This window comes from uncultured Campylobacter sp. (assembly GCF_937973075.1).
GTDB lineage: Bacteria > Campylobacterota > Campylobacteria > Campylobacterales > Campylobacteraceae > Campylobacter_B.
In genome coordinates this window covers 1-21,173 of sequence record NZ_CALBWL010000002.1, presented here as the reverse complement: position 1 = coordinate 21,173, position 21,173 = coordinate 1, and the positions used below count along the sequence as shown (strand labels likewise).

Here is a 21,173-nt window from a genome sequence, read left to right as displayed (position 1 = left end):
CACCTCGCTTGCCTCCAAGTTCGACCCCTCCGAACACACGCTAAAGATCGAGGGCAATGATAAGCCGCTCGTGCTATTTTTCTACGCAAGTAGCCGAATTTAGAAATTCTAAAATTTTAAAATTTAGATAAAATTCTACGATTTGGAATTTTGATAAAATTCCGTAACTACCAGCTTCCGCTAGCACCGCCTCCGCCGAAACTTCCGCCGCCCCCACTGAAGCCGCCTCCCTTAAAACCGCCATTCCCTTTAAATCCGTCAAAATCCCCGGATGAGCCGCCTCTCATGCGCGATGAGCGCGCGATTTCGCTTATGATGTCTGCGCTCGAGATTATATCCTCGTCGCTTATTCTGCGACGCGTCACGCGGCGGCTTAGTATCGCAAAAAGCAAGACCGCAAAAAGCACCATAAAGATCGCAAAGTCCTTGTTGCTCGGATCCTGCTGCGCGTTGGCGTTAAGCGGATCAAATTTTATATCGCCGCCTTCGATCGTGCTGATGATCGCCGAAATCCCGCTAATGACGCCACTTTCGTAATCCCCCTGCCTAAAATAGGGTAGAATTTTATTGTTGATGATACGCTTTGCGCGCATATCGGTTAGCACGCCCTCTAGCCCATATCCGACCTCGATACGCACTTTATGCTCGTGCGGAGCAACAAGCAGCAGTACGCCGTTGTCGCGCCCTTTTTGCCCGATACCAAGAGCGCGTGCCTGCTCTACGCCGATTTCCTCGATAGAGTAGCCGCCGAGCGATTTTAGGCTTACGAACATGATCTGGTTTGTGGAATTTTTATCGAAAGTCGTTAAAATTTCATTCAAGCTCTCTCTTGCGGCTGGGCGTAAAATGCCAGCCTCATCGATTACAGCGGTACCGTTTGGATGGGCCAGATACTCGCTAGGTGCGGCAACGCTTGTTATAAATAGCGTCATTAGGGCAAAGGCAAATCTCCAAGCCACTCTCATCGCAGCTCCACCAAGGTCTCTTCTATCTCGTTATTTTCGCTATCTTTAGGCACTTGCATGGCTAGCTTGCACAGCGCGTCCATCGTCTTTAAAACAGCAGGCTCAAGGCCTTGCGTGCTAGGATTAAATTCCGTCGTGATACGTTCAAACTCGCCCTTAGAGATAAACTCCGCCGCTCGTGCGCCGCAGATGATATGAGCGCAGCGCTCGCGGACGCAGACACAAAACATTATCGCTTCTTTTACGCTGCCGTAGCGCTCGTAAAATTTTAGCATCGCAAACTCGCCCGAGAGCCGAAGTCTGCGAGATTTAGTCGTGATTAGAGTTAAAAGCGTGGAATATTTAGCCAGCAGAGCTTTAATCGCAATGAAGCTAAGTGCTACGATCTGCAGTAGCTCAGCTTTACTTATTTGCGGCACGAAGCACAGAACGATGCCGATCGCAAACGCCGTCACTGCCGCTGCGCCATAGCTAGCTTCGCAGTCCTCGCTTGCTTCGCGCGCGACCACGCAGACGATCTGCGCGCCGCTTGCGGCTTCGGCTTTCGTGATTAGCTCGTGGATTTTTTGCTTGCACTGCTCGCTTAGCATTTGCCGCCTTTAGCGTTATTTAAACGAGACGCTAGGGGCTTTTTGGCTTGAGCTATCAGCGCTAAAGCTAGGTTTGGCGCCGCCTAGTCCTACGATGCGCGCGATGATGTTTGTAGGGAAGGTTCTAATTAGCTTGTTGTATTCCTGCACCGAGGCGATGTAGTCCTTGCGCGCTACGGCGATGCGGTTTTCCGTGCCTTCGAGCTGATTTTGCAAGTCGGCGAAATTCTGATTTGCCTTGAGATCCGGATAACGCTCGACTACCAGCATTAAGCGCGATAGGGCCGAGCTAAGCTCACCTTGGGCGCCGTTAAATTTCGCAAACGCTTCCGGATCTTGCGCTAAGCTTTCTGCATTGATATTGACAGCGGTTGCCTTAGCGCGGGCATTTATAACGCCTTCTAAGGTATCTTTTTCATGGCTAGCGTAGCCTTTGACGGTTTCTACGAAATTTGGAATCAAATCGGCGCGGCGCTGATATTGGTTTTGCACCTGGCTCCACGCGGCCTTAACTTCTTCATCTTTGCTTACGAGTTTATTGTAAACAGGCACTGCAAATATCGCAAACGCGATCGCCGCAATCACTAAGACGATTAGAGCTTTGATTAAGATATGAAGCCCTCCTTTTTGGCGCGGATACTCTCCTCCGCCAAAGCTCTCGCCTCGCGCGGATAAGCCTTTATCGTCGTAACCTATACGCTCGTTATTTTCTCCTTGCAGCTCTTTCATTGAAATCTCCTTGGGATGTTGGAATTTAATTTGACTAAAATTTCATATTCGATCGTGCCAAAGTGTTTTGCCCAGGCTCGCGCATCGTCCAGCACGCAGATGCGCTCGCCGCTGAATTCCGCGCAGAAGCTATCCATCGACATTTTTCCGAGCATTTTTTGCCCGCTTGCAAGCGCTAGCTCGCCCTCGCCGTCGTAGCGAAATAGCCCGTCTGCGTAGCCCAGATCATAGGTGCCGATCCTCATATCGCGCGGCGCTTCAAATTTCGCGCCGTAGCCCACGCGCTCGCCTTTTTTTAGCACGCGCGAGCTGATCAGATCGGCATAGAGCTTTAGCACGGGGTGTAAATTTAGGCTCTCGTCAAATTGCGGATAGCCAAACTGCGCCATGCCTACGCGCACGTATTCGTCCTCAAAACCCGCACTTCGCTCGATAGCTGCGGAGTTGCTCGAATGAAATTTTAAATTTTCAAAGCCCGCGGCGGCGGCTTTTTGCCTCGCGAGACGCTTAAATTCTATAAAATTTTGCCTCTGCGCGAAAAAATCGCCGCTTAGCTCGTCGCTTGCGCGAAAGTGTGTAAAAAAGCCACGAAGCTTAAATCCGCCCGCCTTGCATAGCCTAAGCGCCTCATCTAACTCGCTCGCACTGATGCCGTTTCTATGCATCGCGGTATCTGCAGCGATATAAATTTTAAGCCCTCGTTTAAGACGCGAGAAGTAGCCAAGATCATTTACTGCGTAGCAAAACCGCTCGTCCTCGTCCCCGCGCGGAATGTGCGAGAGCACTAAAATTTCATCAAATAAATCCGCAATCTGCGCAGCTTCTGCAGCACTTCGCGTTACGGCGCGTACGAAGCCTAGCTTTGCCGCTTCCTCACAGCAAAGTCTGCAGCCATGGCCGTATGAATTATCCTTGGCTACCAAAAATACTCGCTCCACTCCACCTACTTTGGCGGCGATTTGCGCTAGATTGTGCACATAAGCGGCGCGATCTAAGATAATCTCAGACATCGAAGTCTAGCCCGTAAGTGCGGTATAAATATGGCAGCAGCTTGCGCGCAGCGTAGTCGTATCCGTAGAATTTCGCATAAACTTCTTTCAAGCTAGCAGCACCTGCGCGCTCGAAATCAAATACGTCGGTGCCAGCGATCTTTGGTACGCGCTCATCTAAGAATTTAAAAAATTCCGCTCTCGCAGCCAAAAGCTTTTTTATATTTTTTTCAACCTCTTGCTTTTCAGATTCGTTCATCTCTGGTCCTTTAAATTTTCTAGTTTACCTAAAAATACGCGCTGCATCTCGTCGCGAAACTCGGGGCTGCTGGCCTCGAAGCGGGTTACGATCACAGGCGTGGTGTTGCTTGCCCGTACGAGCGCCCAGCCGTCATCAAATCGCACTCTGATGCCGTCGATCTCGATAATATCGCGGATGGGCGGTAGCTCCGCGATACCTGCGTGGATTTGAGCTTTAAGAGCCTCGATGATCTTAAATTTTGCTTCCTCGCTCGTATTAAATTTAATCTCATCGGTGCTAAAAACTCGCGGCAGCTTGTCTAGCTCGGCGTCCAAATCATAACCCTTGGCTACGAGCTCAAGCACGCGCATCATCGCATATACGCCGTCATCAAAGCCGAAATATCGCTCTTTAAAATAAATATGCCCGCTAACCTCCGCGGCAAGGTCGATGCCAAGCTCCTTCATCGCCTTTTTGATATTGCTATGGCCGGTCTTGCCCATGAAGCTTTTGCCGATCTTATCGATAGTATCATACATCGCTTGAGAGCATTTGACTTCGCCTAGGATGCGCGGATGGTGCATATTTAAGGCAAGCAGGCAGGCTAGCTCGTCGCCTTTAATGTTGCGGCGCGGCGTAAGCACGGCGATCCTATCGGCATCTCCGTCAAAGCCGAAGCCTAGAGCCACGCCGTCTTGCTTCATCGCAGCTTTAAGATCTGCTAAACTTTTCTCCTCGCTGGGATCGGGATGGTGGTTTGGGAAATTGCCGTCCGGCTGCGGGAATAAAACTTTAGCGTTTAGCCCTAGCCTTTCGATGATTTTAGTAGCGGTAACGCCCGCGGCGCCGTTTGCGCAGTCAATGATAAAAGGCGCGGCAAAGCCTTTAAGAGCCGCAAATTCCTTCTCAAAATATGCTAGATACTCGCTTAAGATGTCGTACTTCTCGGCGCTTGCGTCAGTTGGAATTTCAAAATTTGAACCGATCAGCTCTCGCACCTGCGCACCTAGACGCTTCAAATCCGCGCCAAAGAAGCTATCCGTGCCGATCGTGATCTTAAAACCGTTGTAATTTTTGGGATTGTGCGAGCCGGTGATCATTACGTTTGCGTCAAATTTATGCGTAAATACGCTAAAATAACCCACCGGCGTCGGTAGCAAGCCGATATCATAAACCCGCAATCCGGCGAAATTTAGCCCGCTTACGAAATAGCCGAAAAGCTCATCCGCGCTAAGACGGGCGTCGTATCCCACGCTAACGCGCTCAAGCCCCAGATTTGCGATATGTTTGCCAAGAGCAAAGCCGATCGCTTTTACGCTGCGCTCGTTTAGCTCCTCGCCCACGATGCCGCGAATATCGTATTCTCTAAAGATATCTTCGATCATAAAATTCCTTTAAATTTAAATCGCGGTATTTTATAAAAACTTGCTTAATATTTATATTATAAATGATAAAATCGCCGCTAAAATTCCAAAGGATGGTTATGAAAAAATTTATTCTAGTAGCGATTTTAGCGGCTTTTGCTTGCGCGGGCGATTACGAGCTCGTAGGTAGCGTAAATACTTCGTTTAGAATTTTTGGCAAAGACGATCGCATCGAAGTTATCGCGGTTAAAGATCCTAAGATCGACGGCGTGACCTGCTACGTCTCTTACGCCAAAAAAGGCGGTGCCAAAGAGATCATCGGCGTGGAGGAGGACCGCTCCGAAGCCTCTGTGTCGTGCGTGCAGACAGCGCCTAAAATCATCATCAAAGAGGAGCTGAAAAAAGAGGATATTTTTGAAAAACGTAGCTCGTTGATTTTCAAAAAGACCCACGTAGTTAGGCTTTACGATGCGGTGCAGGGCTCGCTAATCTATTTGGTTTATTCAGACAAAGTGATTGACGGCTCGCCCAATAACTCGATCTCGGCGATCCCGTGCCACCAAGCCGTGGGCGACGTGTGCGAGCTCGCATATACCCAAGGCAAAAAATAATAATAAGGAATTCCGCAAAGATAAAATTTTATCGCAGCGGAATTCTAGATTATAAATTACGCGATGAGATGACGCACGAAATTTAATAGAATTTGCTAAATTTCGCAGCATTTTATAAAATTTTATCCGCGCCGTTAAATTTCTGCGCGAATGCCCAAGATGAGAATTTTACCGCTTTATCAAAGCATCTTAACGCATATTTGCGCTACGCTAGTAGGCGTGCGCTTGCAAGTCGTAAAATGAAAAATTAAGCAATTTTTGCTAAAATCTCGCGATTTTGAAAACCCTCTTAAATCTAAAGGAAATCAATGAAGACATTTTTTAGTATGGAGTGCGCGTCAGTGATGCTACTGATTTTGGCGCTAGCTTGTGCGATCGCTACTTTTGTAGAGACTGCCTACGGCACGGAAGTAGCTTGGGCGATGGTTTATTCTACTGCGTGGTTTGGCGCGCTAATGGTGCTTTTGGGAATAAATTTAACCTACAATATCTATCGCTACCGCATGATTAAGCTTCGCACTCTGCCTGCGCTAATCTTTCACGCGAGCTTTTTGTTTATGCTTGTTGGAGCGATTTTGACTAGATATTTCGGCTTTGAGGGCAATATCCATATAAGAGAGGGCGGCGAGAGCTCGATCGTAACGACCAAAGACGAGGTCGTTCAACTTCTTACTTTAGGCAGCGACGGCGAGTTTATCTCCGCCGATGAGAGCAAATTTTTAAACGGCGCAGGACGGATGAACTTCGATCTCAATCTAGACGTAGAGGGTAGGATCGCAAATTTAAAATTTAAAGAGCTCGTAGAACACGGCGAGCTAAAATGGGTGCAAGATCCGACCGGACAGGCTCCTGCGCGCGTGAAGTTATTATTTTCCAACAACATTGGCAGTCAAAACGTCTCCTTGCAATCGGGCGAAAGCACGGATATAGGCGAGCTTAGTATCACTTTTAACGCTGAGCCTAAGAGTAAGAATTTCATCTACATAAAATCCAAAGATGGCAAATTTTATCTAAACTCAAGCCTTGATATAAACGCCACTAAAATGGCTGATATGAGCACTTCGCCGCTTAAGAAAAACGAGGATAATCCGCTAGGCAATCTCTTGCTTTACAGCTTCGACGGAATAAATTTCGCTCCCGTTAGCCTGCTTAGCTCCGCGGTCGAGAAATTCGTCCCGGTCGATGCGAATTTACCGGGTGAGCCCGGCGTAGTAGCTACGCTAAGCTTTGCGGGGCAGAGTCGCGAAATCTATGTCCCTAGGGATTCACATGGCGCTAGCTACAAGGTGGGAGATAAGAATTTCATCGTAGCCTTGGCACCAAAGATGCTTCATCTGCCTTTTAAAATCGCGCTTCGCGACTTTGTGATGGATCGCTATCCAGGCACCAATTCGCCCTCCGGATATAAAAGTGAAATCACGCTAAAAGACGGCAATACGAGCTTTGATTATGATATTTTTATGAATCATGTGCTCGATTACGGCGGATACCGATTTTTCCAAAGCTCATACGACACGGATGAGCGCGGTACCGTGCTCTCGGTCAATAAAGACCCCGGCAAAGTTCCAACTTACATCGGCTATTTTTTGCTTTGCGTGGGGATGTTTTTTAACTTTTTCAACCGGGGCTCGCGCTTTTTCAAGCTCTCGCGCTTAATCAGCGAAAATACGCATCTTGCTAGAGAAAAAGATGTAAATTCTAAAAATTCCGCGTCTAGCTCGGTGCCCGTAAGCTCCGCAGAAAGCTCTGCATCAAAACGCGCCAAAAAATCGCGACGCGGTACTAAAGGCGCAGCATTGGCATTAGTAGGCGCGTTGGCTTTGAGTTTGAGCGCATTGTATCCTAGCACAGCAAATGCCGAACAAAACTCCACGGCACAAAATTCTACTTCGCAAAAATCCGCCTCAAATGCAGCCGCAGAAAATTCCGCGCCGCAAAGCCCGGCTAGCGTGCAAGATTCAGCTTCGCAAAATTCCGCGCAGAATTCCGCCGCTGAAAATTCCAAGCAAAGCTCCGCTTCTCAAGAATCTGCAGCGGAACAAGACTCCGTCCCGCCGCATAATTTTTCTACTATGGGGGGCGAGCTGGCCGTGCCGAAATTTGATCCTAAATTTAGTGAGGATCTAGCAAGCCTAGTAATTCAGGGATTTGATGGGCGAATGGAGCCTTTCGATACCGTTTCCAGGGAGCTTTTAAATAAAATTTACCGAGCCGACGACTATAAGGCACCAAATGGCGAAATTTTAAACCATAACGCCGCTGCGCTTTCGTTTATGCTAAATCAAAGCTACTGGAGGCGTGCGCCGATTATCAAGGTTAGCGAGCCGGAGCTTAAGAAAATTCTAGGTATGGACGAGAAGCAAAGCCACGCCAGTATGATGGATTTTTTTGAATTTAAAGGCGGCGAGAGCTACTACAAGCTCGATAAAATGGTCGAGGAGATCAACCGAAAGCCTTTGGGCAACCGCGGTGTGCTAGATAAAGAGATCATCAAGGTAAATGAGCGCGTAAACGTCTTTTACTCGGCGTTTATGGGGGATTATTTTAGAATTATTCCGGTTAAGAACGCTAAAAATAACGAGTGGCTTTCGCCGCTATATCTAGGCGATGCGCTGGATCAAAACGAATCGAACGAGGTTAAAAAGATGATGGGAATATTCGTTTCGTCCGTGGTCTATGCCCAAGAAAGCGGGGATTGGAGCGGCGCAGAAAAGATGCTAAGCTACGTCAAAAAATACCAGGCACAAAACGGCGCAAACCTAATGCCTAGCGAAAGCGCGATAAAATATGAAATTTTATTTAATAAGGCTAAAATTTTTTCTCGCCTCTTTCCGATCTACACTATCTCGGGATTTTTGCTTCTGATCTTTATATTTTTGCGGATGATGAAGCCCGCTCTTCGCTTAGGCGGCGCGTTTAAGCTCGTTTATATCGTAAATATCGTCGCCTTCATAGCGCATACCGCGGGTCTTGCGCTGCGCGGCTACGTCTCGGGGCACGCGCCGTGGAGTAACTCCTACGAATCGCTCATCTACATCGCGTGGGCGCTGTCGCTAAGCGGAATATTCTTCTCGCGCAAATCCGCGATCTCGCTGGCGCTAACGTCGATAATGGCGGGCATAACGCTGATGGTCGCACATCTTAGCGATATCGATCCGCAGATTACGAACCTTCAGCCTGTATTGAAGTCGCACTGGCTTACGATCCACGTCTCGGTAATCACCGCAAGCTACGGATTTTTGGGACTTTGTATGCTGCTTGGAATTTTCACCCTCGTGATGTTTCTGTTCGATAAGAAAAATCCCGAGATCGCGCGCAATATCACGGAGGCTACGCATATCAACGAAATGTCGATGATCCTAGGGCTTTGCTTGCTGACGGTCGGCAACTTCCTAGGCGGCGTGTGGGCGAACGAAAGCTGGGGGCGCTACTGGGGCTGGGATCCGAAGGAGACCTGGGCGCTCATTACGATTTTCATCTACGCAGTGGTCGTACATTTTAGATTTATGCCTAAGCTCAATAATCAATTCGCCTTTGCCGTAGCCTCGATGTTTGCATATTTTAGCGTCATAATGACCTATTTTGGTGTAAATTTCTACCTAAGTGGCATGCACTCATATGCTAGCGGCGAGCGCATTCCAGTGCCTGGCTGGGCGTACGTGATGGTCGCTTCGATGATAGCTCTTGCGATCGCGGCGTATTTTCGCTCGGGCAAAGCAGCTAGGCTTTAGATAGACGGGCTCAAATTTTAGAATAATAATTTTGAAATTTCGCCCTGATTTCGCAGTTTGCCGAGGCTTTAGGGATTTATGGAATTTATCTTTAAATTTCGGCTAGGCTTTAAAACCCCGTAGAATTTTATAGAATTTTACGATTCGCGATTGCGCTAAATTTTAAAATTTAGCATCGCAAGAGAATACATCGCGACAGGACTTTGATGCTTAAAATTTTTAAGGCGTCGTAAAATTCTAATGATTTGGAATTTGCACTGCTATGGGGTTTTAATGTTTTAAATTTTACTTCTAGTGGAATTTTTACGCGCGATGGAATCGCAACGAATTCTAGAATTTTAAAATTTTAGCTAGCGTGCTAGTGCAAAATTCGCCCCGCCGCTGCCATAGCCGAGCAGTGAAATTTTAAAATTTGATTTTATAAATTCTATGCTCATCTTTAAATTTAAAATTTAAAATCTCGCACTTTATGAAATTTTATTTATGATGTCGAAATTTTAAAATTTTGTACGCCATTGTCGCAATAACTCTTGCGCGACAAAATTTTAAAATTTTAAATTTCGCACCATGATAGAACATGACATAATTTGAATTTATAAAATTTTAAACTGTAAAAACGCCTCGCTAGGCATTAAAATTATCTTAAAATATAATTTAGCTTGCAAGTTTAAGCTAAATTTCTGCTTATAATCATATTGATTTAATCTTTATTTGGCTAAAATTGACGCTTATCAATTTCTTAATTTGAAAGGATAAAGATGTCTGATCTAAAACAGGATAGACGAGGCTTTATCGGGCTTACTTTCGGCGCGGTTGCCGCTGTGGGTGGTGTTTTTGCGCTAGTGGGGATGAAGAAATCGTGGGATCCGTTACCCAGCGTGCGCGCCGCCGGCGTCACTACGGTAGATTTAAGTCCGATCAAAGAGGGCGAGCTGTATCAAACGCAGTGGCGTAAAAAGCCGATTTTCGTGCTTAAAAAGACTGCCGATATGCCCAAAAATGATGCCCGCGACGTCGTCGTAGGGGATGCTAGATATACGCTTTGCATCGGGCTTTGTACGCATTTAGGCTGTATTCCCAGCTACAAGCCATCGACGCAACAATTCATCTGTGCATGTCACGGCGGAATTTTCGATGCTAACGGCGTAAACGTATTCGGTCCGCCGCCGCGTCCTATGGATATACCGCCCTTTAAAATCGACGGAACGAAACTCGTTTTAGGCGAAGAGGGCCCCGAATACCAAGCCCTAAAGCAGAAAGCATAGGAGGCGCAGATGGCACATATCAGAAAAGCTACGGGAGTTTGGGATTGGTTCGACCAAAGGCTCGCCGTAACGAAATTTTTCAAGGTTATGGTAAGCGAGTATTGGATTCCTAAAAATATCAGCTTCCTTTGGGCGATGGGCGTTATTTTGATGACGCTATTTATAGTTTTATTCGTAAGCGGCTTGATGCTCGTGATGTATTATAAGCCGGACGTAAATTTGGCCTTCGATAGTGTAAATTTCACGATCATGAAAGAGGTCGAATACGGCTGGCTATGGCGTCATATCCACGCAGTATCGGCATCGGTCGTATTTTTGATCTTATACATTCATACTTTAGTAGCTATTTATTACCGCTCGTATAAGCAAGGGCGAGAGATGATTTGGGTAAGCGGAATGCTGCTTTTCATTATTTTTTCGGCGGAGGCTTTTAGCGGCTATATGCTTCCTTGGGGGCAGATGAGCTACTGGGCGGCGATGGTTATTACGAATTTATTCGGCGGAATTCCAGTAGTGGGCGATGCAATAGTCGAATGGATTCGCGGCGATTACGCCGTAAGCGATCCGACGCTGACACGATTTTTTATGCTTCATGTCTGTTTGCTGCCTCTCGTGGTGGTTGCGGTGCTGGCGGTGCATTTTTATTCGCTTAGATTTCCGCATGTAAATAACCTAGACGGCGAGGAGATTGACTTTGAGCTCGAGGACGAGAAGTATTTGGAAGGAAAAACTAGCGAAAGCAAGGTAATTCCATTTTGGCCGGGCTTTTTGGCGAAGGATTTTTTCTATGTCAGTATTTTTATGATATTTTTCTTTTATCTAGTCGGCTTTCACTTCGATTTTGCGATGGATCCGATAAATTTCGAGCCGGCAAACAGCCTCAAAACCCCGACGCATATCTATCCGGAGTGGTACTTCCTTTGGGAGTATGAAATTCTGCGCGGATTTTACTTCGACGTAGGACCACTTAAGGCCGCCGATATCGGACTTATCGCCTTTGCCTTCGCTGGAGTTTCGCTGTTTTTTATCCCACTATTTGATCGTAGCAGCGTAGTAGCCCCCGCGCACAAAAACAAAGCGTTTTTCATTTGGTTTTGGGTCTTAGTGATCGACATGATCCTGCTTAGCCTTTTTGGCAAGCTCCCTGCAGACGGCGCGGAGCTCGGTATCGAAAATAAATACTGGGGCTTTGCCTTATCGATCATCTATATCGGATTGCTTGTCGTAGTGCTTCCGCTAATTACAATTGCAGAAAGAAAGAGGGTCTAGCCATGAAAGAGATAAAAACCCTAATCTTAGTGCTTTTTTGTGTGGGAATTTTATACTGGTTTATCGAGCCTTATGCTCATACTAAGCTCAGTCCGCACACCGATCCGGTAAATTACGATTTTGCAGCAGGCGATACGGCTTTGGCCGCGCATAACGTAGCCGCAGCAGAAAGCGCTTTGGCCGCAGCAGAAAAGGGCGGAGATGAGACGATGATAAAAAATTCTAAAAAAGCCCTAGCCAGTGCGAAAGAGCAACAAGACAAAACCGTGCTTTTTTGGGATGAAATAAATAAAATAGATCTTAGCAAAGGCGATGCCGTGCGCGGCGCCGAAACCTTTACAAATGCAGGCTGCACCGCATGTCATGGAGTAAAAAGTGCAAATATCCCCGCTCCTATGGACGTGGCAAGCGCTAGTGCCGCATACGGCGTCAATCCGCCAGATCTTAGCAGCGCAGGCTATCTATACACCGATAAATTCTTAGCTGCGCTCATCAAAGATCCAATCATGGCTCTTAAGCTAGATCAGAAATTTGGCGACGAAAAGCCTTTTCCGATGCCTGGATTTTTCGGTGCGGGCGGTGATCTAAATCAAGAGATCGCCGATATCGTAGCCTATCTAAAATCGCTCGCTCCTAGCGAGGATAAACTAATCGCCTCTGAGGCTGCTACTAGCGGCATCAAGCAAGGCACCGAACTAAACGAAGCGCAGAAAAAATTCCTTTTAGGCAAGGCGGTTTTTGAGGATGCTTGTCTAAGATGCCACGACGTCAAATATGATAAGCTCTTTGCATCCAGCGACAAGGCTAGCTTGGCTGCGTATATGGGCTCGACGCCTCCTGATCTTTCGATGATGATCCGTTCTAAGGGCGCCAACTATCTACACGAGTTTATCAATGATACGCAAAAGAAGCTTCCAGGCACCTCGATGCCGCGCGTAGGCTTGAACGAAAACGCTGAAGCCAAAGTCGTGGAGTATCTAGCTGACGTAGGCGATAGCAAAAAAGCCGAGCGTGAAGCTACAACCATAAATATTATGATTTATTTCTTGATCCTTTCTGTTTTTGCAGGTCTTTGGAAAAGTAAAATTTGGTCGAAACTTCATTAAAATTTTAGCAGTCGGAGCAAAATCCGACTGCCTTTTAAAATCCCGCTATATCCTAAATTCTATTAAATTCTATCTATCAAAAAGCTCTTGCAATTGAGAATTTAGCCGCTTTCGTGCTTTATGATAACCGCTTTTTTTATTACTTTTTAAGATTTTTCTACATATAATTGCCGCTCGATTTTGAAATTTAATGTATGAATTCAACTCAAGAAGGTTCAGATGAAATTTTTTAAATTTGTGGTTTTAGCTCTAATTTTTCCGCTTGCTATGCTTTTTGCGGATACGGATTATCGCGCGGAAGCAGCGACGATAAAAGAGAAATTTGCTCAAGCGATCAAGCTTTATGTCGATGGTAATAATTCTGAGGCTAGAAAGATAACTCAAGAGGCGTATTTTGGGCATTTCGAAAATCTAGAAGCCGGCATTCGCATAAATTTGGGACAGAAAAAATCCTACGATATGGAGAAGCAATTCGGCGATATCCGTAAAGCGATCAAAGCCGAAAAGCCCCTAAATGAGATCCAAGCGATGATCGATAATCTAAATCGCGAGATTGATGAGGTTCTGCCTGCGATCGAATCTGGTCATCGTCTCGTAGCCGAGTATCAAGACGGAGGCGACGGCAGCACTTCTGCGCCAACCTCAGGCGGGAATTCCGCAGCATCCGGTACAACTTCGCCTTGGATGAGCGTCTATACGGAATTTAAAACTGAGCTGGATAACGCTAAAGCTGCGTTTGATAAAAAAGACGCTGCTGCGTTAAAGGCTGCACTAAATCGCGCTAAATTTGATATCTACCGCAACGAACGCCTAGAAGAGGCGGTACGAAAATATGTCTCGTCTCAGACCGATCAATCAATCCAGCAAATTATCGGAAATCTCTTGCGCGAGGATGCGGATACGGACAAATCAAAATTTGACGAAGCGATAAACGCCCTAGATAATCTAGCATTAAAAGCCGTAAATGATTTGCCGCAAGAAAGCTACTCCATAGCGCCGCAGACTGCGTTAGCACAAAGCGATACTAGTGAGGATGAGGGCAAGGATTTTACACCGATCGTGCAAAATATCAAGGATAAGATGGCTAAGGTTTTGCAGCTTTACGAGAGCGGCAAGGTTGATGATGCGATCGACGAAAGTGGTAATATCTACTTTGATGAATACGAAGAGAGCGGTATGGAGAATATCGTCGGTGCTAAAAATACTCAGCTCAAGCTAGACACCGAAGCAAGCTTTAATAAAATTTCGGCTCTTATGCGCGCGGGTGCTTCCAAAGAGCAGATCGTAGCGGCGCAAAATAAGCTATTTGATCAGCTTACCCAAAGCCTAGAGCTAACGAAAAAATCAAGCAACTGGGATCTATTCTTATACGCGTTTATCATTATCTTGCGCGAAGGATTTGAAGCACTTATCATCGTAGCTGCAGTCATCGCTTTGCTTATAAAATCCGGCAATTCAAAGCACCTAAATATCGTTTACAGCGCTCTTGGCGTCGCGGTTGTGCTAAGTATCGCTACAGCTTACGGGCTGAATTATATCTTTGGTAGTGAAAATGCAGGACAAACGCGCGAAGTGATGGAGGGCGCGGTGATGTTAATCGCCGTGGTGCTGCTATTTTACGTGGGCTTTTGGCTTCTTTCAAATGCAAGCTCCAAAAAGTGGAGCGCCTATATCCAAGGTCAAATTTCAAACAGCCTAAGTTCGGGCGATAGCAAGATGCTTTGGTGGACGGTGTTTTTAGCGGTTTATCGCGAGGGCGCAGAGACGGTGCTATTTTATCTGGCGCTACTTTTCGATGCCAAAAGTCCGGCAGCTACCAGCATGGTAGCAGCAGGCTTCGTAGCGGGTCTGGTGGCTCTTATCATAGTTTATATCGTCATCAAAAAATTCTCGCTTAAAATCGCTATCAAGCCGTTCTTCATCGCTACATCGGTCATTATCTTTTATATGTCCGTCGTATTTGTGGGCAAGGGCGTGATGGAGCTAGTCGAGGGCAAGGTATTCGTGCCTACCGTTATTGATGGGCTTCCTACGATTACGTGGATCGGATTTTATCCTTACGTCCAGAGCCTCGTGCCGCAAGCGGTGATGATCGTGCTTTTGATCGCAGGAATTTTGATCTTAAAAAATAAGCAAAAAAACAAATCTTAATAAGGAGAGAAAAGATGAAAAAGATTTTTTCAGGTATGTTGGCACTAAGCCTAGCCTCTGTTATAGCAATGGCGGGAGAGCATCCAATCGGCGAGCCGATTGAGCAAAATGGAATGGAGATCGCGGCAGTTTATCTTCAGCCTATCGATATGGAGCCTAAAGGCATTGATCTAGCTCCTAGCAAGGCGGACATCCACCTTGAGGCAGACATCCACGCCATTAAAGGCAACGCAAACGGATTTGGCGAGGGCGAATGGATCCCTTATCTAAAGATCGCTTACGTGCTTAAAAACCTAGATACCGGCAAGATCCAAAAGGGAAATTTCATGCCGATGGTAGCTAGCGACGGCCCTCACTACGGCGCCAATATCAAGATGGTAAACGGCGTAGGCAACTACGAGCTAACCTATAACATCGAAAATCCAAGCGCCAACGGATTCGGACGCCACGCGGACAAAGCGACCGGCGTAGGCAAATGGTGGGAGCCATTCTCGGTTAAATACACCTTCCAATACACAGGCGCTCCTAAAGAGTAAATCGTATTGGGCTCTGCCGAGTCCGTTTTCGGCGGAGCTCTAGCGGTATTTAGTTTAGCCGCACGCTTTAAATTTAAGGCGGGTTACTTTAGCCCATTTAAAATTTAATCGCTACGCCGCAGCCAAAGCGTATCGTTTTGCTTCAATGCGTTTAAGCTTACGAATCTTTTAGCTGCGGCAAATTTTAAAATTTCAAGAGGCTTGGAATTTTAAAATTTTAAATTTAGCGCAGCGCGAGGGCGAGACAAAACAAAAGCAAGAGCGAGGCGAAATTTCTCTTTGCGGGCGGCTCTTGCCGTTGCAAATTTTTTGCAAGCGGATTTGAAATTTTAAAATTTACAAAGCGGCGTAGGTTTTAAAATTTTAAAATTTAAGCAATTATAGGCGATTTACGCGCATTAGGCTCGATGAGGATTTTTGATGACGATATTTTTTTATCACGTTAGCTTGGCTCTGTTTCCGCTCGCGTTTTTAAGTGTGTATCTGGGCGGCAGGCGCTTTATCAGCGCATCGTTTTTGCCCGCGCTTTTGGGGGCTGCATTTGGGGCGCTGTGCTTTAGTGCATTTGTGCGCTCGGCAAACGCTGATACGGGCAAGATCGTATTTGATGCGCTCGCACTTTTAGCGCTGCTGGCACTGCTGTTTGCATTTAAGCTTAAGCGTTTTTATCTTACCGCCGCGGTTATTTTTGCTCTTGGTTGCGCGTATGGATTTGAATACCGCTTCATAGGGATGAATTTTAAAATTTTCTCCGGCGAGCTACTGGACAGCTTCAGCCTAACTAACCTCTTTATGGCGGTTTTAGGTGCGCTGGCGCTCATTTTATTCTATTTTATTTATCGCTCAGCTCTAGCGCGCGCGAGCAGAGGCGCAAAGCTAGCGTCGTTTACTCTTGCATGGGCGTTTGCCTTCATAGCCAAAATCGGCTTTTTAGGTCTTGATCTGCGCCAGGCGGACGCACCCAAAGCGCTAGCTGCGAAGGGTTTTGAGGGACTTTCAAACGCGATCGGCTCGTCCGAGTTTCTAAGCGTCATCGCCAAAATCATCCACTACAACAACTCCTATCTGACGCTAACTCTTTGCCTTATAGCCGCGCTAATTGCGCTACTTACGGCATTTCGTGCGCCAAGTCGAGTGCCTCGCGAAGCGGACATTATAAAATTTAGAGAGGTTAAAGCGGGCAGATTTGCCATTTTTAGAGATTTTAGCCTGATCTTATCGCTTGGGGTTTTAATCAGCTTTTTGGGACTTTATTATATCTTGGTCGCCTCAAAACCGCCTACGATCGATGAGCCTAAGATTATCGAGCCGCAAGGCGCGGAATTCATAATCGATGCGAACATCGTAAAGGACGGCAAGCTGCACCGCTTTGCCTACGTTACCGACGACGGGCATAAGGTCAGGTTTTTTCTACTAAACCGCTTCACGGACAAATTTGCCCCGGTCGCGGTTTTTGACGCGTGCTCGATCTGCGGCGATATGGGCTATATCAAAAAAGGCGACGAGCTTATCTGCATCGCTTGCAACGTGCGTATCTTTTTGCCGAGCGTCGGCAAGCTTGGCGGCTGCAATCCGATTCCGCTGGATTATAAGCTAGAGGGGCAAAATATCGTCATCGCGCTTAAGACGATCGAGGACGGCGCGTCCTATTTCTCTGAGATCGTGGATAAAAAGGTGATCGATCCGGTCAGTAGAAAAGAAATTTTAAACACCTCTAAATTTAGCTATCTTTACTACGGACGCACCTACTTTTTCGAAAGCGAAGCTAATGCAAACGCCTTTATCGCGCACCCCGAGCGCTATGTAGATGAAAACGGCACGCTAAAGGAGCTTAAATAATGTTTTTACGCATCATCAAATCCTCCATTTTAAACTCCAGGGATAGCAAAATTTTAGCGTTTTTGACGATATTTTTATCGGTCTCGCTGATCGCTTGCATGCTAAATATCACGCTAAAAATCGGCGATCAGGTCGCTAAGGAGCTACGCAGCTACGGCTCGAATATCGTCGTGCTACCGCGCTCGCAAAGCCTAAGTATCGAGATCGGCGGGCGTGAATACTCGCCGCTTAAAAACGATGATTTTTTAAAAGAGAGCGAGCTGCATAAGATCAAAGAAATTTTTTGGCGCAACAATATCACTGCCTTTGCACCCTTTTTAACTACCCGCGCAGGGAATTACGACGTCGTGGGGACCTACTTTGAAAAGGACGTGGGCGTTAGCGACGAGCCTGATTTCAGATCGGGCGTACGCTCGCTCTATCCGTTTTGGAGTGTAGAGGGGCAGTGGGTAAAAGACGGCGCCGATGACGAGGTACTAGCAGGAGACGGGCTGGGGCTTAAGATCGGCGATACGGTTAAGCTTGGAGATTATGAGGTTAAGGTTGTTGGGATTTTGCACGGCGCGGAGGATGAAGCCAAAAAGCTGATCGCAAATTTATCTCTGGTACAAAAGCTAACGCACAAAGAGGGCCTCATCGCCAAGGCAGAAGTTAGCGCCATGACGATCCCTGAAGACGATCTGTCCGTAAAGGCAAGAAGGAGCCTCGATAACCTGGACGCCACAGAATACGACACATGGTACTGCTCAGCATACGTTAGCTCCATCGCATATCAGATCACCGAGGAGTATCCAAATGCAACTGCTAAGGCGGTGCTTAGCGTCAGCGAAGCTCAAAGCGGCATCACGAAAAAAATTCAAAATTTAATGGGCGTCGTAAGTATCTTATCTCTGCTGATTTCAAGCATCTGCATCACGAGCCTGCTAAGCAGCGAAATTTACAAGCGCAAAAAAGAGATCGGCTTGCTTAAGGCGCTGGGAGCGAGCAACTTTATGATCTATATCCAGTTCGCCGCCGAAATTTTCGTCATCTGCGTAGCAAGCTCACTCGTGGGCGCAGTCGTGGGCTACGCGCTTAGCTGGGCGATCGCGTATCAAATTTTTGGCTCCTTTATCGGCGTCTCGCTTATGGTCTTTCCGCTTAGCATCGTCTTTGGACTTCTTATTTGCATTATCGGCTCGATCTTGCCGCTACGCGGAGTAATCAAACTACTGCCTGCGGAGGTGCTTTATGGTAGGAAATAACGGCGCGTTTTTTAGAGGCGCGATCTTTAAAAGTATCATCAACAGCGGCATCCGCAGCTTCGTGATTTTCGTCGCGATCATGCTAGGTAGCGCGGTTTGCGCGGCGTTCGTAAATATCTACGCCGACATCGATAAAAAGGTCGCCAGCGAGTTAAACAGCTACGGCGCAAATTTAATCGTAAGCCCCGCAAATTTAGAAAATTCCCATATGGACGAAGCGGCGCTCGATGCGAAATTTGCTAAAATTCCAGCTCTAAAAAGCGCGAATAAATATCTTTTCGGCAGCGCAAATTTAGGCGTCAATTCAGGCATCATCATGGGAGTAAATTTCTCCTCTCTGCGCGATACGATGCCGTTTTTGGATCTTAAAGAGGGTTCATTTATAGGCGTGGATTTCGACGATAAAAACGCGCTCATCGGGCAGGATCTCGCCAAACTTTTGGGCGCGAAGCTCGGCGATAGTATCGAGATCACGCCGATCGGCTCAAACGAAACGAGCAAGGTAAAGATAAAAGGCATCGTCTATGACGGGCAGAAAGAGGACGGTATGCTGCTAATATCGCTGCCGCTAGCGCAAAAAATTTTAAATCAGCCTGCGCAGGTAAATTACGCCGAAGCGATCGTAAGCGGCGATTTTAAGCAGCTTAGCGAAATTTCAAAAAGTCTAAGCGATGCGCAGATGAGCTTCGCGCCGATCGGCAAGGTATCCAAGACCCAGGGCATCATCTTAAACAAAATCAAGCTTTTGATGCTTCTTATCGGCATTACAATCCTTCTGATCACCTCGGTCTGCATCAACACGAGCCTTAGCTCGATCCTGCTTTCGCGCATCAAAGAGTTTGCGCTCATCCGCGCAATCGGCGCGAGCAAACAAAATTTGCTCCACCTGATCCTGAGCGAAATTTTAACCGTCTGCGTCGCAGGCTCGCTAGCTGGAGTATTCGTGGGATACCTGCTCGCGATCTTACTGGGGCATCTGATATTTTCAAGCAGCGTGGATTTTAGGCTGATTAGCCTCTTTGCGGCGGTCGCGCTGAGCCTGATTTTTGCGCTCGCGGCAAGCTACTATCCGATCAAAAAGGCGCTGAATCCGAATTTAGCGAATCTATTAAGGGAATGACATGGAAATTTTAAAATTTGAAGGCATCTGCAAATACTTCGGCGAGGTTAAGGCTCTCGATAATATCAGCTTCGACGTTTTAAGCGGCGAGTGGGTCAGCATAATGGGCCCAAGCGGCAGCGGCAAGAGCACGCTCGTAAATATCCTAAGCCTGATGGACACCCCCACCGCGGGCAGATATATCCTGGGCGGAGCCGACGCGAGCGCGCTAAACGACGAGCAAATTTTAGAATTTCGCCGCAAAAAGATCGGTCTCGTGTTTCAGCAGTTTCACCTAATCCCCTATCTAACGGCCGTCGAAAACGTTATGTTAAATCAATACTACCACAGCTGCGTGGACGAGGACAGCGCCAAGGCAGCACTTGAGAAAGTGGGGCTCGGGCACCGCATCACGCACCGCCCTAGCGAGCTTAGCGGCGGCGAGCAGCAGCGTGTCTGCATCGCGCGCGCACTCATCAATGACCCCGATATTATCATCGCCGACGAGCCTACGGGCAACCTCGACGAAGCCAACGAGCGCGTGGTTTTGCAGCTCTTTCAGACGCTTCGCAGCGAGGGCAAGACGCTGCTTTTGGTCACACACAACGAAGAGCTCGGTAAATTTGCCGACAAAGTGGTGCGCCTAAGACATGGCAAGCTCGATCGAATAGAACTTTTAGATCAAAGCACGATGAAGCATAATCTCGGCTCACAGGATAAAATTTCAGATCGCAATCCAAACAAAAGCGCTTCGCAAAGCTCTAGCACCGAAGCTGCGAGCGAGCAAAATCCCGCCTCGCAAAATTCGGGCGGCGAAAATTTCGATGCCGAAAATTCTGGCGCGCAGAATTCCGATGTGTAAAATTTAACTCGCATGACGAAAAATAAAGCTACGTTAAAATTTAAAAATTTCACCGCCTGCACACGCTCTTTTTGGGTTCACTTGCAGTTTGCGCGAGCAGGTGCGGCTCTTTGCTACGCACGTCCCGCCGAAACCATTTGTCTCAAAAGATCAAGCGCCGATGCGACGCCGAGTGGAGTGGGGAAAGATTTTAAAAGCCAAAATTTAAAAAGTCTAAATTTTAAAAACCGAAACGCTACGGGCACAGATTTCGACGCGGATCGCAACATACGTCTCAACGCATATCGAGACATAAATTTCAACACATACCGCGATATAAATTCTAGCGCGGATCGCGGCATGCGTCACGGCATAAATTCTAATGCGGATAGCGATATAAACTCCGGCAGAGATCGCGCCGTAAATTTTAAAATTTCAAACGCAAATTTAAAGGCCGATTTAGCGCGCCCAAAGGCGGGTTTTAGATGATAAAATTTTTAAATTTAAAAGTTGCTGCCGCTATACTTACACTGCTACTCGCGGGCTGCGACGGATGGAAGCACCATCTAAGCAGCGACGGCACCTCGCTTGCCTCCAAGTTCG

17 protein-coding genes and 1 pseudogene are annotated in these 21,173 nt (G+C 47.1%); 12 read left to right on the top strand and 6 right to left on the bottom strand.

Annotated elements, in window-relative coordinates; genetic code table 11:
- Window positions 1-167 precede the first annotated feature (167 nt).
- From Q0274_RS00115 to Q0274_RS00090, 6 genes are read right to left on the bottom strand one after another with little or no spacing between them, the layout of a single operon-like run.
- Window positions 168-965, bottom strand: coding sequence for a YgcG family protein (locus Q0274_RS00115; protein WP_298026437.1), 798 nt, complete (start codon window positions 963-965; stop codon window positions 168-170).
- Window positions 962-1,555, bottom strand: coding sequence for a hypothetical protein (locus Q0274_RS00110; protein WP_298026433.1), 594 nt, complete (start codon window positions 1,553-1,555; stop codon window positions 962-964). Before Q0274_RS00110 ends, Q0274_RS00115 begins: the two co-directional genes overlap by 4 nt.
- A gap of 15 nt (window positions 1,556-1,570) precedes the next feature.
- Window positions 1,571-2,284 carry a LemA family protein gene (locus tag Q0274_RS00105; protein WP_297945944.1) on the bottom strand — a complete coding sequence of 238 codons (714 nt, stop codon included), beginning with the start codon at window positions 2,282-2,284 and terminating at the stop codon, window positions 1,571-1,573.
- Window positions 2,281-3,294 (bottom strand): alanine racemase, encoded by a 1,014-nt coding sequence (locus tag Q0274_RS00100; RefSeq protein WP_298026430.1) that lies wholly within the window; start codon window positions 3,292-3,294, stop codon window positions 2,281-2,283. The genes Q0274_RS00105 and Q0274_RS00100 overlap by 4 nt, the downstream gene beginning before the upstream one ends.
- Entirely contained in the window at window positions 3,287-3,532 is a 246-nt protein-coding gene (gene cmeU / locus Q0274_RS00095) for a CmeU family protein (protein WP_298026427.1), read from the bottom strand. The genes Q0274_RS00100 and cmeU overlap by 8 nt, the downstream gene beginning before the upstream one ends.
- Window positions 3,529-4,899, bottom strand: coding sequence for a phosphomannomutase/phosphoglucomutase (locus Q0274_RS00090; protein WP_298026425.1), 1,371 nt, complete (start codon window positions 4,897-4,899; stop codon window positions 3,529-3,531). Before Q0274_RS00090 ends, cmeU begins: the two co-directional genes overlap by 4 nt.
- Window positions 4,900-4,997: 98 nt before the next feature.
- Here Q0274_RS00090 and Q0274_RS00085 point away from each other — a divergent pair, with 98 nt between their 5' ends.
- The 12 genes and pseudogenes from Q0274_RS00085 (at window position 4,998) to Q0274_RS00030 (ending at window position 21,059) form a co-directional block, all read left to right on the top strand.
- Window positions 4,998-5,489, top strand: a complete 492-nt coding sequence (locus Q0274_RS00085; protein ID WP_298026422.1) for a CreA family protein — start codon at window positions 4,998-5,000, stop codon at window positions 5,487-5,489.
- Between the two features lie 308 nt (window positions 5,490-5,797).
- Window positions 5,798-9,220 carry a cytochrome c biogenesis protein CcsA gene (gene ccsA / locus Q0274_RS00080; protein WP_298026419.1) on the top strand — a complete coding sequence of 1,141 codons (3,423 nt, stop codon included), beginning with the start codon at window positions 5,798-5,800 and terminating at the stop codon, window positions 9,218-9,220.
- Between the two features lie 758 nt (window positions 9,221-9,978).
- On the top strand, window positions 9,979-10,485 hold the full coding sequence (petA, locus tag Q0274_RS00075) for a ubiquinol-cytochrome c reductase iron-sulfur subunit (protein ID WP_177387024.1): 507 nt from the start codon (window positions 9,979-9,981) through the stop codon (window positions 10,483-10,485).
- A 9-nt stretch (window positions 10,486-10,494) separates the two neighbouring features.
- Window positions 10,495-11,754 (top strand): cytochrome bc complex cytochrome b subunit, encoded by a 1,260-nt coding sequence (locus Q0274_RS00070; RefSeq protein ID WP_298026416.1) that lies wholly within the window; start codon window positions 10,495-10,497, stop codon window positions 11,752-11,754.
- Between the two features lie 2 nt (window positions 11,755-11,756).
- Window positions 11,757-12,860 carry a c-type cytochrome gene (locus tag Q0274_RS00065; RefSeq protein WP_298026414.1) on the top strand — a complete coding sequence of 368 codons (1,104 nt, stop codon included), beginning with the start codon at window positions 11,757-11,759 and terminating at the stop codon, window positions 12,858-12,860.
- 219 nt (window positions 12,861-13,079) lie between these two features.
- Window positions 13,080-15,011, top strand: coding sequence for an FTR1 family protein (locus Q0274_RS00060; RefSeq protein WP_298026411.1), 1,932 nt, complete (start codon window positions 13,080-13,082; stop codon window positions 15,009-15,011).
- A 14-nt stretch (window positions 15,012-15,025) separates the two neighbouring features.
- Complete coding sequence (locus Q0274_RS00055) at window positions 15,026-15,547, top strand: iron transporter (protein WP_005869331.1); 522 nt, start codon at window positions 15,026-15,028, stop codon at window positions 15,545-15,547.
- A gap of 420 nt (window positions 15,548-15,967) precedes the next feature.
- Window positions 15,968-17,386 carry a Fe-S-containing protein gene (locus Q0274_RS00050; protein ID WP_298026409.1) on the top strand — a complete coding sequence of 473 codons (1,419 nt, stop codon included), beginning with the start codon at window positions 15,968-15,970 and terminating at the stop codon, window positions 17,384-17,386.
- Window positions 17,386-18,630 (top strand): ABC transporter permease, encoded by a 1,245-nt coding sequence (locus Q0274_RS00045; RefSeq protein WP_298026407.1) that lies wholly within the window; start codon window positions 17,386-17,388, stop codon window positions 18,628-18,630. Before Q0274_RS00050 ends, Q0274_RS00045 begins: the two co-directional genes overlap by 1 nt.
- The gene (locus tag Q0274_RS00040) at window positions 18,617-19,750 is read left to right on the top strand and encodes an FtsX-like permease family protein (protein WP_005869323.1); all 1,134 of its coding nucleotides are present in this window, start codon (window positions 18,617-18,619) and stop codon (window positions 19,748-19,750) included. The genes Q0274_RS00045 and Q0274_RS00040 overlap by 14 nt, the downstream gene beginning before the upstream one ends.
- Window position 19,751: 1 nt before the next feature.
- Window positions 19,752-20,390: pseudogene (locus tag Q0274_RS00035) on the top strand (ABC transporter ATP-binding protein); the annotation flags it as partial.
- A 282-nt stretch (window positions 20,391-20,672) separates the two neighbouring features.
- Window positions 20,673-21,059, top strand: coding sequence for a hypothetical protein (locus tag Q0274_RS00030; protein ID WP_298026402.1), 387 nt, complete (start codon window positions 20,673-20,675; stop codon window positions 21,057-21,059).
- The last annotated feature ends 114 nt before the right edge of the window (window positions 21,060-21,173 follow it).